Origin of the sequence: Amnibacterium kyonggiense (genome assembly GCF_004364555.1) — a bacterium.
Lineage (GTDB): Bacteria > Actinomycetota > Actinomycetes > Actinomycetales > Microbacteriaceae > Amnibacterium > Amnibacterium kyonggiense.
Genome location: NZ_SOAM01000001.1, coordinates 43,747 through 57,318, shown reverse-complemented (window position 1 = coordinate 57,318; position 13,572 = coordinate 43,747). Strand labels below are relative to the sequence as shown.

Annotated in this window: 16 protein-coding genes, 1 tRNA gene and 1 other RNA gene; 10 read left to right on the top strand and 8 right to left on the bottom strand. The window is 72.9% G+C overall.

The genetic code is table 11. The features are described 5' to 3' along the window. Positions 1-17 precede the first annotated feature (17 nt). Complete coding sequence (locus tag CLV52_RS00345; protein WP_246017839.1) at positions 18-854, bottom strand: class II glutamine amidotransferase; 837 nt, start codon at positions 852-854, stop codon at positions 18-20. 18 nt (positions 855-872) lie between these two features. Then, the gene (locus CLV52_RS00340; protein ID WP_133763809.1) at positions 873-1,442 is read right to left on the bottom strand and encodes a DUF308 domain-containing protein; all 570 of its coding nucleotides are present in this window, start codon (positions 1,440-1,442) and stop codon (positions 873-875) included. Positions 1,443-1,609: 167 nt separating this feature from the next. On the opposite strand from CLV52_RS00340, the gene CLV52_RS00335 reads away from it, so the two are divergent. Continuing rightward, entirely contained in the window at positions 1,610-2,155 is a 546-nt protein-coding gene (locus CLV52_RS00335; RefSeq protein WP_133763807.1) for a potassium channel family protein, read from the top strand. Positions 2,156-2,174: 19 nt separating this feature from the next. On the opposite strand, the gene CLV52_RS00330 is transcribed toward CLV52_RS00335, so the two are convergent. Together CLV52_RS00330 and CLV52_RS00325 are read right to left on the bottom strand one after the other, a co-directional pair. Further along, entirely contained in the window at positions 2,175-2,633 is a 459-nt protein-coding gene (locus CLV52_RS00330) for a DUF7144 family membrane protein (protein ID WP_133765755.1), read from the bottom strand. 140 nt (positions 2,634-2,773) lie between these two features. Beyond that, a complete protein-coding gene (locus CLV52_RS00325; RefSeq protein WP_133763805.1) occupies positions 2,774-5,407 on the bottom strand; it encodes a winged helix-turn-helix domain-containing protein in 2,634 nt (877 codons plus the stop codon). A 176-nt stretch (positions 5,408-5,583) separates the two neighbouring features. On the opposite strand from CLV52_RS00325, the gene CLV52_RS00320 reads away from it, so the two are divergent. Further along, on the top strand, positions 5,584-6,852 hold the full coding sequence (locus CLV52_RS00320) for a saccharopine dehydrogenase family protein (RefSeq protein WP_133763803.1): 1,269 nt from the start codon (positions 5,584-5,586) through the stop codon (positions 6,850-6,852). Positions 6,853-6,864: 12 nt separating this feature from the next. On the opposite strand, the gene CLV52_RS00315 is transcribed toward CLV52_RS00320, so the two are convergent. Both CLV52_RS00315 and ffs read right to left on the bottom strand, forming a co-directional pair. Beyond that, the gene (locus CLV52_RS00315; protein WP_133763801.1) at positions 6,865-7,479 is read right to left on the bottom strand and encodes a hypothetical protein; all 615 of its coding nucleotides are present in this window, start codon (positions 7,477-7,479) and stop codon (positions 6,865-6,867) included. A gap of 168 nt (positions 7,480-7,647) precedes the next feature. Continuing rightward, an RNA gene (gene ffs, locus CLV52_RS00310) (signal recognition particle sRNA small type) lies at positions 7,648-7,744 on the bottom strand. Positions 7,745-7,820: 76 nt separating this feature from the next. On the opposite strand from ffs, the gene CLV52_RS00305 reads away from it, so the two are divergent. Further along, positions 7,821-7,905: transfer RNA gene (locus tag CLV52_RS00305), tRNA-Ser, on the top strand. Between the two features lie 79 nt (positions 7,906-7,984). On the opposite strand, the gene CLV52_RS00300 is transcribed toward CLV52_RS00305, so the two are convergent. Continuing rightward, positions 7,985-9,202: a tyrosine-type recombinase/integrase gene (locus tag CLV52_RS00300; protein WP_162850651.1), complete on the bottom strand. Its 1,218-nt coding sequence runs from the start codon at positions 9,200-9,202 to the stop codon at positions 7,985-7,987. Beyond that, on the bottom strand, positions 9,195-9,740 hold the full coding sequence (locus CLV52_RS18630) for a helix-turn-helix domain-containing protein (protein WP_211342577.1): 546 nt from the start codon (positions 9,738-9,740) through the stop codon (positions 9,195-9,197). Before CLV52_RS18630 ends, CLV52_RS00300 begins: the two co-directional genes overlap by 8 nt. Positions 9,741-9,837: 97 nt before the next feature. On the opposite strand from CLV52_RS18630, the gene CLV52_RS00290 reads away from it, so the two are divergent. The 7 genes from CLV52_RS00290 to CLV52_RS00260 all read left to right on the top strand — a co-directional run bounded on the left by CLV52_RS00290 (position 9,838) and on the right by CLV52_RS00260 (position 13,360). Further along, positions 9,838-10,059, top strand: coding sequence for a helix-turn-helix domain-containing protein (locus CLV52_RS00290; protein WP_133763797.1), 222 nt, complete (start codon positions 9,838-9,840; stop codon positions 10,057-10,059). Between the two features lie 191 nt (positions 10,060-10,250). After that, positions 10,251-10,598 (top strand): hypothetical protein, encoded by a 348-nt coding sequence (locus CLV52_RS00285; RefSeq protein ID WP_133763795.1) that lies wholly within the window; start codon positions 10,251-10,253, stop codon positions 10,596-10,598. Continuing rightward, positions 10,595-11,824, top strand: coding sequence for an AAA family ATPase (locus CLV52_RS00280; protein WP_133763793.1), 1,230 nt, complete (start codon positions 10,595-10,597; stop codon positions 11,822-11,824). Before CLV52_RS00285 ends, CLV52_RS00280 begins: the two co-directional genes overlap by 4 nt. Next, positions 11,821-12,096: a hypothetical protein gene (locus CLV52_RS00275; RefSeq protein WP_133763791.1), complete on the top strand. Its 276-nt coding sequence runs from the start codon at positions 11,821-11,823 to the stop codon at positions 12,094-12,096. Before CLV52_RS00280 ends, CLV52_RS00275 begins: the two co-directional genes overlap by 4 nt. 34 nt (positions 12,097-12,130) lie before the next feature. Then, positions 12,131-12,436, top strand: a complete 306-nt coding sequence (locus tag CLV52_RS00270) for a hypothetical protein (RefSeq protein WP_133763789.1) — start codon at positions 12,131-12,133, stop codon at positions 12,434-12,436. Continuing rightward, positions 12,433-12,810 (top strand): helix-turn-helix domain-containing protein, encoded by a 378-nt coding sequence (locus tag CLV52_RS00265; RefSeq protein ID WP_133763787.1) that lies wholly within the window; start codon positions 12,433-12,435, stop codon positions 12,808-12,810. The genes CLV52_RS00270 and CLV52_RS00265 overlap by 4 nt, the downstream gene beginning before the upstream one ends. After that, complete coding sequence (locus CLV52_RS00260) at positions 12,800-13,360, top strand: hypothetical protein (protein ID WP_133763785.1); 561 nt, start codon at positions 12,800-12,802, stop codon at positions 13,358-13,360. Before CLV52_RS00265 ends, CLV52_RS00260 begins: the two co-directional genes overlap by 11 nt. The last annotated feature ends 212 nt before the right edge of the window (positions 13,361-13,572 follow it).

The window sequence follows — 13,572 nt, the reverse complement described above, 5'->3', positions numbered from 1 at the left end:
GGAGCCGCGCCGTCGGATCAGCCGACCGGCGCGGCCTCCGGCACGACGGGGGCGAAGGGCGCGAGCTCCTCGCCGTCGCGATGCACCGTGAGGCACGTCGCCTCCGGGACCTCGCGCCAGGCGCCCCGCAGGCCGCCCAGCGGCTCGGACGTCACGACTCGGGAGTCGAGGGCGAGCCGGGCGAGGATCGGGTTGTCCGGGTACTGCTCCCGCAGCGCACTGACATCCGCGGTGCGGAACAGGGAGCGGGAGCGTCCCTCGCTCGAGTAGCGGAACGCCCAGAGCGTCCGCCCGTCGGTCGTCGCGACCGTCATCTGCAGCGGGAACGGCTCGCCGTGCGCACGCCCCACCTGCTCGATGAGCCCGACCGCGCGCGCGACGGCCGCCGGAGGATCGTCCTCGAGACCGAACGTGAGCGCGAGGTGGAAGAACAGCTCGGAGTCGGTCGTGCCCTCGATCTCGGGGTAGAGCGACGGGTCGACGGCGAACGCGAGGTCGCGGCGCACCGCGCGGAAGCCGGCGATCGCGCCGTTGTGCATCCACAGGCGGTCGCCGTGCCGGAACGGGTGGCAGTTGGTCTGCTGCACCGCGGTGCCCGTCGATGCGCGGACGTGAGCGAACAGCATGCTCGACCGGATGGCGCCGGAGAGCTCGTGGAGGTTGCGGTCGTTCCACGCGGGTTCCGTGCTCCGGAACAGTCCGGGCTCGGGTCCGTCGAGGTACCAGCCGAGCCCGAACCCGTCACCGTTCGTCGGGTCGACCCCGAGTCGCGCGCGCAGGCTCTGCACGACGAGCGAGTTCTCGCTCGTGTAGAGCAGGTCGCGGGCGAGCAGCGGCTCGCCGGAGTAGGCCATCCATCGGCACATCGGCGTTCACCCCGCACCTGCGGCGGCGCGTCGCGGCAGGAACGCCAGTGCCAGCATCAGGGCGGCGAACAGCACGACCTGGACCCCCAGCAGGACGGACAGCATGAGCACCGTCATCTGCGGCCACAGGAGGGCGACGAGGCCGATCAGCACGTTGACGCCGCCGGCCGCCGCGAGCCAGCCCCGGCCCGGCGTGCCGGCGCTCACCGCGAGGGCCATCGCGATGCGCAGCACGCCGTGCACGATCAGCACCGCGGCGACGAGGACGGCGAGCGTGACGAGGGTGACCTTCGGCCAGACGAGCGCCAGGGCGCCGCCGAGCACGAGCAGGCCGCCGAGCGCCAGGGCCGCACCGCGCCGACCGCCCGCCCACTCCGCGGTGATCTCGACCGCGCCCGCGAGCACGAGGCCCAGCCCGATGAGGACGGCGAGCGCACCCGCGGCCGCCGCGGGATGGAGCAGCAGCGCGACGCCGGCCGCCATCGCGAGGACGCCGATCACGCCGGCCGCGATGCGCGCGACAGCGGGCGACGGCGGCGCCGTTCTGCCCATGGTCCTCGGCACGCCGGTGGACATCGCGACCCCTCCCCGCCCGCGCCGCGCCGGGCGCGGGCACGGCGACGACGATGCCCGTCGCCGCGCCGGTCCGCATCGTCCGCGGCGGATGACCCGTCCCGCGGCCCCTCGAGGATCATCCGTGGCGGGGGACGCGGAGGCGCGCGCGGCGCCGGCAGGGTCGGGGCATGCGGACCACGAGCGGACCGGACCCCGTCGTCCGCCGCCGGACGGCGGTCGACGCCGCGGGCACGCTGGTGGTCGTCGTCGGGCTCGTCACGGTCTACGCGCTCCTGCCGCTGCAGGGGCCGTTCGACACGCGGTCCGCGATCGGGCTCGTCGCGGGCATCGCCGCGGTCGCGCTGCTGCTCGCCTGGCAGGTGCGGACGATCGTGCGATCGGCGACGCCGGTGCTGCGCGCCCTCGAGGCCGCGGCGGTGTCGCTGACCGCCTTCCTCCTGCTCTTCGCCTCCGCGGATCAGGTGCTGGCCGACGGTGATGCGCGCGCCTTCACGGAACCGCTGTCCCGTCTCGACGCCCTCTACTTCGTCGTGACCGTGTTCGCCACGGTCGGGTTCGGGGACATCGCCCCCGTCAGCGCAGCGGCGCGGGTGATCGCGATGGTGCAGATGATCGGCGATCTGGTGCTGATCGGGATCGGCGCCCGCGCCCTGCTCACCGCCGTGGAGCGGGGCCGGCGGCGGCCGGGCGGCGCCGCTCGACCGCCCGAGTGAGGGGGTGCGCTCCCGAGCGTCAGTCGGTCTCCCGCAGCTCCCCGCCGTGGGCGATGATCGCGAAGATGACGACGACGTCGAGCGCGATGACGATGGTCGCCCACAACGGGTAGGCGCTGATGAACGTCAGGTTCACGATCGCGCTGACCGCGGCCAGCACGACGCCGGCGATGCGGGCGGCGAGGCTGCCGACGAACAGCCCGAGCCCGGCGAGCACCGCCGCCACACCGACGACGAGGTGCGTCCACCCCCAGACCGTGTAGTCGACCTGGACGACGAGGCCGTTCTGCCCCACGAGGTAGAAGGACGGGCGGAGCAGCGCCACCAGCCCTTCGATCGCCTGGAAGGCGCCGGTCAGGAGCAGCATGGCGCCGGCGAACGCCACCCACCCCGTCCAGGCGGACGGCTCCGCCCGGACCTCCGTGGAGGTTGCGGACGGCCTGGGCTGCTCCGCGGTCGCGTGCGAGGTCTGCGTCATCGGTTCGTCCTCTCCTCGGTGCCGCCCGCGTCCCGGCGGTGCCGGGCCGGCGCCCGATGCGCCGAGGGCGGTGCTCGGCAGCGTCGCGGAGTCGCGGACGGCGGGCATCGTCCGCAGCGGATGACTTCCGCGGCGGACGGTCAGAGGAGACCGAGGGCACGGGCCCGGCGGACCGCGTCGTTCCGCCGCGCGACTCCGAGCTTCCGCAGGATGCTGCGGATGTGCGTGCGCACCGTGTTGACGGAGACGAACATCGTCGCGGCGATCTCCTCCGTGGACAGCAGGTCGGCGAGGTGGCGGAGGACCTCGGTCTCCCGCGCGCTCAGCTCCTCGACCGCGGCGGACGCCGTCGCGGGGGCCGGCGGGTCCGCGCCGGCGCGCGGCGCGGAGCGGGGCGGCACCCGCGCTGCCGGATCGAGCCACGCGGCCGCCGTCCGCAGGGCGGGGACGGTGCGGAGCGCGCGGCGCGCCGGCGGCGGCGCGTCGAAGAACGGCAGCCGGAGGACCTCGTCCCGGGCGCGGTCGAGCGCCGCGAGCAGCGACTCGACCGCGGCGCGCTCGCGGCCGGTCGCCAGGAGCCACGTCGCCCGGAGCAGCAGCGCCTCCACCTGCGCGGTCGGCCCGGCGCCGGCGTCGGGCTCCTCCGAGAGCGGGGTCGCGGCGGCACCGCTGCTCAGCGCGATGCGCGCCGCGAGGCGAGCCCGGCGGCCCCCGTCCCCGAGCTCGTCCAGCAGCGCCGTCGCTTCCGCGTACTCGCGGCGCGCGATCGCGAGCCGGACCGCCTCGCCGACCACGTGCTCGCGCGCCCAGGCCGGCGTGCCCGGCTCGCGCAGCCACGGCCGCAGCGGACCCGACGCGTCGTCGTAGTCGCGGTGCAGCCGGTGCGTCCTGCTGACGAGCACCGCGAGGGCCGGCGCGGTCGCGTCGGTGGCGGCCCCCGGCCGGCGGCCGGCGCGCGCGCTCCACTCGGCGGCTGCGGCGAGGAGGAAGCGCTGCTGGAGGGCCGAACCCGCCGCCGTCGCCGCGGCGGAGCGCAGGGGGCCGCCGCCGGCGTCCGCGAGCGCGTCCGACTCGGCGGCGCTGCGGAGCGCCCGGGCGAGGTCGCCGTCGAGCGCCTCGAGCACCGCGAGGTCCGCCGTCGCCAGGCTCTGCGCCGCGCTCGCCCCGGCGACCCTGGCCGCCGTCGCGGCCGTCCGCAGGCCTGCGCGGAGCCGGTCGGCCGATTCGCCGGAGCGGAGTGCGGCGACCGCCGCATCCACCCGCAGGACCGCAGCCGCGTCGCGCTGCTCGTCCGACGGCAGGGCGCGGATCAGCGGCTCGACCGCAGCGGCGTCCACCGAGCCGCCGGCGCCGCGCCGCGTCGCTTCCGTCAGGCAGGTGAGCGCGGCGGACGCGCGCAGCCGAGGGCGGTCCCCGTCCGATCCCCCGCTCGCGGCCGCCGCGAGGTCGTCCGGATCGGGGTCCCGGCCGTCGGCGACCGCGGCGGCCGCGCGCAGCACCGCGCCGTCGGGCCCCTCGCGGTCCGCGAGCAACCCGGCCGTGCGGTCCCACAGGTCGTCGGTGCCGTGCGCGAGCCAGCGCGGCGCGGCGAGTCCGTCCAGGAGCAGGCGCGCGACGAGGTCCCGGTCCTCCGCCGCGAGGGCGTGCTCGACCGCCTCCGGCAGCCGGCCGTGCTCGGCGCACCAGACGGCGCAGCGGCGGTGCAGGCCGGGGACCTCGTCCGGCTGCTCCGCAGCCAGCCGGCCGAGGAGCGTCTCCCGCAGCAGGGGATGCAGACGGTAGCCGCCGGCCGTTCCGGGCGTCTCCTCCACGAACGCGGCGGCTCGGACGAGCGAACGGAGCACGCCGCCGGGCCGGGGCGTCGCCGACAGGTCGGCGAGGAGATCGGGCCACGGTTCGTCCGGCACGGCGGCGCGCAGGAGGAGCTGCCGGACGGGTCCCGGAAGCGGATCGATCACCTCCGCCGAGAGGTACTCGGCGATCGCCCCGCCCTCCCTCGCGAGCGAGACGGCGGGGTCGGCCGCCGTCGGTGCGCGGGAGAGCGGCCCGGCGGCCAGCCGGATGCCGGTGACCCAGCCCCGCGTCTCCGCGCAGAGCGCCTCTGCGGTGTCCCGGCCCGCCGGGAGCCCGAGCGCCCCGAGGAGCGTCCGGGTCTCGTCGGAGGTGCACCGGAGCCGGTCCTGGTCGATGACCTCGACCGTGCCGGCGAGGCGGTAGCGGTGCAGGGGCAGCTGCGGCTCGGCCCTGCTGCAGAGCACGAGCCGCAGCCCGCGCCCGGCGGTGCGGACGAGCAGGTCCAGGCCGCCGACCACGGCTGGATCCGAGAGCACGTCGGCGCCGTCGAGGACGAGCACGGCCGGGCGCTCGCGCGCGGCGAGCTGACCGGCGAGCTCCGGGACGAGGCCGCGCGGCAGGCCGTCCAGCGGGAGCGGCAGCGGCTGGTCCGCGAGCACGCCTGCGGCGTGGAGGGCCTGGAGCGCCTCCGCCCAGAACTCGACGGGGTCGTCGTCGTACGGGTCCAGGCCGAGCCACGCGACGGGCGTCCGGGCGGACGCCTCCGCCGCCCAACGGGCCGCGAGCACGGTCTTGCCCGCTCCGGCGGGGCCGCGGACGACGGTGAGCGGCGCGCGTCGCACCGCGCGTGTCAGCGCTCGCGACAGCCGCGGGCGGTCGATCGTCGACATCGGCAGCACCGGCGGCGCCAGCTTCGCCGCGGGCGCCCCCGTGCGGCGGACGAGCTCGCGCTGCGCGTCGGCGACCGACGAGCTCGTCATGGGCTCCTCCCCGCACGGCGCTCGCACGGCCGCGCGCTCCCGGACCTGCGCGAGGCGGGCCCCGGCTCCGTGACGAGCACCGTCCGGCGGTCGGTCCGCGGCGAGCAGGGGCGAAGGTCATCCGGGTCCGCCGTCCGAGCGGTGAGCGGGGCCGGACGACGCGCTAGCGTTCGGCCATGCGCATCCTCATCGTCGGGGCCGGGGGAGTGGGCGACGCGATCGCGAAGATCGCCGCCACCCGTTCGTTCTACGAGGCCGTGGTCGTCAGCGACTACGACGTCTCACGAGCGGAGCGCACGGTCGCCTGGATCACCGAGCGCCACGGCGCGGAGGTCGGGGCCCGCTTCGCGACGAGCCGCATCGACGCCTCCGACCCGGACGCCGTCGCCGCGGTCGCCCGGGCGAACGGCATCACCCACGTCATGAACGCGGTGGAGCCGAAGTTCGTCCCGTCGGTCTTCGCGGGCGCGCTCGCGGCGGGTGCGGACTACCTCGACATGGCGATGAGTCTTTCCGAACCGCACCCGACCGACCCGTACACGACGACCGGCGTGAAGCTCGGCGACGACCAGTTCGCGCAGGCGGGGGACTGGGAGTCGGCGGGGCGGCTCGCGCTCGTCGGCATGGGCGTCGAGCCCGGGCTGAGCGACGTCTTCGCCCGCTACGCGGCGGACCACCTCTTCGACTCGATCGACGAGCTGGGCGTGCGCGACGGCGCGAACCTCGTCGTTCGGGACGACGACGGCAACGAGATCTTCGCCCCCTCCTTCAGCATCTGGACGACGCTCGAGGAGTGCCTGAACCCGCCGGTGATCTTCGAGCGGGGGACCGGGTGGACGACCACCGCCCCGTTCAGCGAGCCGGAGGTGTTCGAGTTCCCGGACGGCATCGGCCCCGTCGAGTGCGTGAACGTCGAGCACGAGGAGGTGCTCCTCATGCCGCGCTGGATCGACGCGAAGCGCGTGACCTTCAAGTACGGGCTCGGCGCCGACTTCATCGGCATCCTGAAGACCATCCGCGACCTCGGCCTCGCGTCCACGGTGCCGATCCGCGTGCGGAGCGCCGCGGGGCCGGTGGAGGTCGCGCCGCGCGACGTCGTGGCCGCGGCACTGCCGGACCCGGCCGGCCTCGGTCCCCGCATGACCGGCAAGACCTGCGCCGGGACCTTCGTGACCGGCACCGGCAAGGACGGGCGGCCGAAGGCCGTGTACCTGTACCACGTGGCCGACAACGAGGTCACGATGCGGGACTTCGACAGCCAGTGCGTGGTCTGGCAGACCGCGCTGAACCCGGTCATCGCGCTCGAGCTGCTCGCGCGCGGGGACTGGGAGGGCGTCGGGGTGCGCGGGCCGGAGGCGTTCGACGCGGTGCCGTTCCTCGAGCTCATGGCGAAGCCGGTCGCCGAGGGCGGGTACGGCCAGCCGTGGGGCGCGTCCGACCGCTGACCGGGTCCGCCGCTACAGGGCCGCCACCGCGAGCGCGGCGAACGCGAGGCAGAGCCCGAAGGCGCCCACGACGAGGATCGTGACCGCGGAGATCCGGTGGCGCTCCGCCCAGGTGAGCTGGGACCGGGCGGTCCTCCGCACCTCCGCGAGGTGCACGGGCTGGTTCTGCGACTCGAGGGTCGCGCCCATGTGGTGCGCGACGACGAGGAGCTGCTCGTCGGTCCACCAGCGGTCCGACATCCGGTACACCGCGCGGCCCTCGCGGTCGAGCAGGAACAGGTGCCGATTCGTGCTGACGCCGTCCCCGTTGTAGATCGTGCGGATCACCGAGCGGGCGACATCGGTGCGCGGCAGGTGGAACGAGCCGATGCGGCTCGTCCAGTACGTCGTGATGCCGTCCGGCGCGAGCAGCGTGCGGATGCGCATCGCCGGCACGATCACGACGGCCGCGACCGCGAGCGCGACGACGCCGACGATGCCGGCCACGACGGGTCGGCCGTCCTGCGCCGCGATCACGACGGCCACGGCGGCGCCGGGGACGACGAGTGCGATGTTGCCCGCCGCGGTGGTCCGCCACCCGAGGTGGCGCAGCGGACGCAGGGTGCGCGCGGCCGCGATCGTCGTCATGCGCTCGACGCTAGGCGGCGTCGGGCGGGGCGCGCAGTCCCCAGACGGCGGGGTCCGGCCCGCCGCACGTCGTCGTCGCTTCCGGCAGACCTCGGCGCTTCCGGCAGACCTGCTGCCCCGATCCCGCTGCCGGATCCGACGGATGCTGCCGGAACCGACGCCGAAGACGAGAAGGACCCCCCGCGCACCCGCCAGAGCCCGGTTGCCCTTGCTGCGTTTCCGCCCTGGGGGAGTTGGCCTGGATGGCGCCACGCGGGGAGCCGGCGTCGATCGTACCGGACTGCGCGAGCACCCGTTCGGCCCGGTAGGATGCTCGACGGCCGCGCGGCTCGCCGCGCCCAGGAGGATTCGCCTAGTGGCCTATGGCGCACGCTTGGAAAGCGTGTTGGTGTAACAGCCTCGGGGGTTCGAATCCCCCATCCTCCGCAGTAAGCGTTGCCCCCCTGACCAGGACTTTCGTCCAGGTCAGGGGCTTCGTCGTTCCGGCCATGTGCTGATGCATGTGCTACGCGCCTCCCAGCAGGGCTGAGAAGCGGTCGACGGCCGCCTTCTGCACGGTCGGCGTGACGTGCGAGTAGATGTCCATCGTGATCATCACCGAGGCGTGACCGAGGCGTTCTTGCACGACCTTGGGGTGCACGCCGGCCTCGAGCAGCAATGTCGCGTGCGTGTGCCTCAGGCCCTTGAGAGTGATCCGCGAGAGCTCCGGCACTGCCGTCTGTGCGGCCGCAACCCGACGAGTCCAACGTCGCCCGACCTCGTTGGGGGAGCGAACCTCACCCGAGAGGTTCCCGAAGACGTACGCGTCCGGGCGAGCGAGCGACAGCGCGATCGTGCCGCGCAGCGCTCGCCAGCTCCGCAGCAGCGCGACCGTCGGCTCATCGAGGTCAATCGCCCGGCTCCGCCCGGACTTCGTCGTCTTGACCGCGTTCCGCGTCGTGACGTCCGCTGCGCGGCGGATGCTGAGCCGGCCTCCGTCGAAGTCCACGTCCGACCAGCGCAAAGCAAGCGCTTCTGAGCGCCGCATCCCCGTGTAGGCGATCGTCCGCCACAGCGCGAACAGGTCGTCGTCGTAGACGTCGCGATCCCAGACGAGGAACGCCGTCAATTCGCGCGCACTCCACGCCGTGATCTCCGGCCGAGCCGCCCGGATCGTCTTGCCCGTCGGAGCCTTCACGGTCCGAGTACGCCGAGCCGGATTCGTCGTGATCAGACCGTCGTCGACCGCCGCCTGCAGGATCGCGCCGAGCACGACGTGGATCTTCTGCACCGAGTTCGCCGACAGTGGCTGACCGTGGCCCACGCTGTCGCGGCGGCCGTCCTCTCGCAGCTCCCGGTAGAGCCGAGCGATCCGCGTCGCGGTGAGCTTGTCGACCTGCACCCGACCGACGTGCGGCGCGATGTGATTCCGGACGATCTTGCGGTACCCCTGCAACGTCGACGGGGCGAGCTCGAGCCCGGCGAGCCACTGCTCGGCGAACGCAGCGACTGCCGGGGCGCCCTTGGTCGCGAAGACTTCCTGGGCGCGGAGTTTCCGCACGGCCTCGCGGAGGGCGTCGTCGGCGTCGTCCATGGTGCGGAAGCCGCCACCGCCGACCCGACGCTGCTCGCCGTCCGGTTCGTCCGCGTCGACCGGAACGTAGAGCTGCCAGCGCCACCGCTCGCCGGCGGCGGTCTTGTAGCGATAGAGCGCCCCGCGGCCGCGGCGCCGAGACCTAGCCACGGTCTCCGCCAGGGTCATCGGACACCGACGGGCCGGCATCGCTCGGAGTTCCCGGCGTGACGCGAGCTCGGAATTTCATGTGCTCGGCTTCGAGCAGCTCGCGGATGATCGCCCACCGCTCGGCCGCCGGCGTCCCCGGCGCTACCTCGAGGGCCTCTTCCATTGCGGTGCGCCCAGCAGCATCGGTTCCGATCGTGTGCTCGCCCCTTGCCCATCGCCATGCCTCGTCGGCATTGACTCGCACAGTCGGGCCCAGCTCGATGACCTTCGCTGGGTGCCCCGTCGGGGGCAGGAGGAGCGCATTCGGGTTCACCTCGAGCGCGAGTGCCATCACGACGAGATCGTCGGAGTCGACGCGTCGCTCGAGGTTCTCGATCCGGCTGAGCGCAGCCGGCGAGATCGGCCGTCCGAGATCGCTGAGGCGCTTCGACATGAGGCGCAGGTCGAGGCCGGCGCTCGTTCGGAGTCGACGGAGGTTGAACGCGACCGTGAGTCCCGTGGGCCCGATCTCGTTCCCGCGCTGCCGCTCGGGTGCCATATAAGAAACGTAGCGCCCGATACTTGACACCCGCAAGGGGGTACATCTACGTTCCATGTAGCGCCTCTAGAGGCGTCTACAAGAAACGGAGCGGGCCGTGGATCTTGAGCAATTGCGCCATTCGAAGGCGGCGACCATCACGCGAGCAGACGCCGCGGAACTCTTCTCGTGCGACCCGAGAACGATCACCGCAGGCATCCGTGCAGGAACGATCCCCGCAATCCACATCGGTCGCCGCGTAGTCATCCCGCGCGAGCCGCTGCTCGCCCTGCTGACCACTGGAACGGTCGCTGCGCCGGACCTGGTCCTCCGGACCTAGAAGCGCCGAGCAGGGATTGCGGTTCAAAGAAGAAGCCGGCGCCGAGTCCGTCAACTCGCGCCGGCAGTCGTCAACCCCCACCAAGGAGCGAACAGTGATCAGCGTACAAGCGCGCTCCGACCGCGTCACGGTCGCCCTCGAAGACGTCGAGCGCCCCGGCCTCCGGCACCACTCGAGCCGGGAGGTGCGCGGTGGCCACGCCAGAGCAGCAGCCTGAGTCGCCGCTCGGCGACGCCGTCTCGTGCGCACCGGCCGAGATGCTCCTCCTCGGGCAGATCACCGGCTGGCAGCTCCCGCGGCCCTGGTTCGACGTCTGGCTCCTCGGCCGGCTCAGCCTGCAGGGCCCGCTCGAGGCCGCCGAGGCCGAAGCGCGCCGGCTCGACGCTCTGCTCGCCGTGCCGGAACCCTTCCCCGTCGCCCCGCTCCTCAGGACCCGCTCATTCGTCGAGCTCTCCCGAGAGCGCGGCGACCGCACCGCTCTGCGCCGTGCGCTCGAGCAGCACCAACGGAACACCACCTTCGGACAGGGGGTCGCGTGACCTTGACCGACCTCTGGGACGAACCTGCCCCGCTCATCGACCCATCCGCGGACGAGCGCCACGAGTACCTCGTCGCGCAGCGCATGGCCGACCTCCAAGTCGAGACGGCCGCTCGAGAGCGACTCGCAGCGCAGAAGGCCGGCCGCCAGGCCGTGCCCCGCCCCCTCGGGCTCCCCGACTTCCTCGCCGAGATCGACATCGACCCCACATGGGCGATCGACGAGCTCCTCCCGACCGGCGGCAACGCGATGCTCGTCGCCCAGTACAAGGCCGGGAAGTCGACCACCGTCGGCAACCTCATGCGAGCACTCGCCGACGGAACCCCGTTCCTCGACGCCTACGACGCCACACCCGGCACCGTTACGCTCCTCGACGACGAGCTCGACGCCCGCACCCTGCGCCGGTGGCTCCGCGAGCAGGGGATCCAACGGCCCGAACTCGTCCGAGTGCTTCCGCTGCGGGGCCAGATCTCGACCTTCGACATCCTCGACCCGGGCACCCGCGCGCAGTGGGCCGACCTCCTCCGCGGGACCCGCACCCTGATCCTCGACTGCCTCCGACCGGCGCTCGACGGCCTCGGCCTCTCCGAGGACAAGGACGCCGGCCGGTTCCTCACCGCGTTCGACGCCCTAAAGCTCGAGGCCGGCATCAGCGAGACCGTCGTCGTCCACCACATGGGCCACGGGGGCGAGCGATCTCGCGGCGACTCCCGGATCCTCGACTGGCCCGACGTCACCATGCAGATTGCCCGCGAGGACACGCGAGACGTTCGCAGCCGCCGCTACTTCTCCGCCTTCGGCCGCGACGTCGACATCGCCCAGACCGTCCTCGAGTTCGACGCACCCACGCGCCGACTCCGGCTCGGCGGGATGACACGCCTCCAAGCCCGAGTCCAGGACCACGTCCCCGAGGTGCTCGCCGTGCTCTCCACCTCCGAAGGCAAGACCCAAAACGCGATCGAGCAGGAACTCCGAGGCTCCGGCATCGGCACGACCGCGATCCGAGCAGCACTCGACGCAGCACACCGAGCCGGCCACACCGTGATCGTCGCCGGCGCCCGCGGAGCCCGAATCCACTCCCTCAAGCCGACCTCGCCCGACCTCGCCCTGACCTCGCCTGACGAACTCGATCTGACCTCGCCTACTCGCCCCTTAGGGGGCGAGGCGAGGTCGAAGTCAGAACGGGCGAAGACAACAACTCCTCGCCCAGGCGAGGTCCCCGCATGAGGACCATCGCCAGCTGCCGCTGCACCCGACGACACCGCAGCTCGCACTACTTCGCACGCTGCGCGTGGCCCAGCACATCCGTCTCCGGCAGAGGACCCATCGCGATCCTCATCACCTGCCCCGACGCCCGCATCGTCCTCGTCGAACGCCTCCGCTGGGCCCACACCCTGCTCGCCGAACTCAACGTCTTCGGCTGCGGCCCCGCCTGCGAAGGCGCCCACGAACTCGTCGCCATCGACCACGACACCGCCACGAAGGAGCAGCAGCAATGACCACCGACTCCGTGTCGCGCGACACGCACACCTCATGAGCCAGATCACCATCGAGGTCAGCGGCGACGTGAAGCGACGCCTCGTGGCCCGAGCGCGACAAGCCGGCGTCACTGTCCCCGCTCTCGTGAGCGACCTCGTCGCGGCGAACGCCGTCCTGCTCAGCGATCCCGAGTGGACGACACCGCCCCGCTCGCTCGTCGTCAAGATCGCGGAGCTCGTCGACCAGGAAGTGAGCGCCGAGATCATCGCCATCCAGCTCGGCATCGCCGATGACATCGTCGAGGCCGGCATCCGCGAGCGAGCACGCCTCGAGCGCCTCGCAGAGCGGTACGCCCGATGACCGCCAGCAACGGCATTCACGGCGTCGTCCTGCCGCCGCGACTCTGCCTCTGGCTCGAGCGCAACACGAACCTCACCGAGCTCCGCGGCCGCACACGCGGAGACGACCCCGTCATCGACGGCAAGCTCCTCGAGCTCCGCAGCGTCGCGATGGCCTACCGCGACGACACGACAACCCACACGACAAGCACCGACCGCTCAGCACCCTTGAACTGGCTGACCCCGCGAGAGGCAGCCGCCCGCGCACGAATCGCAGAAGACAGCATCTGCGCCGCCATCCGACGCAACCGCCTCCCAGCCGAACGGATCGGAAGGCGGCTCTACATCCACCCGGCTGACCTCGCCGCCTACCTCGGGAGACCCCGTGACCAGTGAATTCGAACAGTTCGACCAGACCCTCGAACCGCTCCGCGCCGAAGCCGGCACCGTCCAGTCGAGCCTCGCGGCGGCTCGCCGTCAGATCGACAGCGACCCAACCCTCAGCGACGAGGGACGCCGCGAGAAGTTCAGCACGCTCCGCGACAACGCGCAGGCGAGACTCGACCAGCTCAAGGCAGCCGAGGTGAAGCGCATCCAGGACAAGATCACCTCCCTCGAGCGGAGCCTCTTCGGCTACACAACCAAGACCGATCCGAACGAGATCATCAGCCGCCGGGACGCCGACGACCGAGCCGACCGACTCGAGAGCGCAGACGACGCGGCCGCTCTACTCGAGCGAGCCGAGCGAGCAGGCGACACGCACCTCGCGCAGGCGATCGTCCGAGTCGCGGCAAGCAAGGGCTACGCCAACGTCGTCAAGGCCTACGAGGACGCGCATCCCGGCGCGGGTGGGAAGATCTCCCTGCTCAGCCAGATCCAGCAGAGCACGAGCCAGGCGAACTACCTCATGGGTCGCACCTACGCCTACTCCGCTCGCGGGATCTGACGAGGGCACAGCCATGGCCACCGGAACCGCGGGACAGAGCACGACGACCCGGTCGTCGTGCTCTGTCGGCACCGCTGGCGCTCTCGTCGAAGGCGTACCCACGTCGAGCTCGAGCTCGAGCTCGAGGGCGGGTGCATCCCCTCCCCCCACCGCCAGGCGCGCCCCCAGGCATAGCGCCCTTCTACACACGAGTGATTTCCCACGAGGGAGGG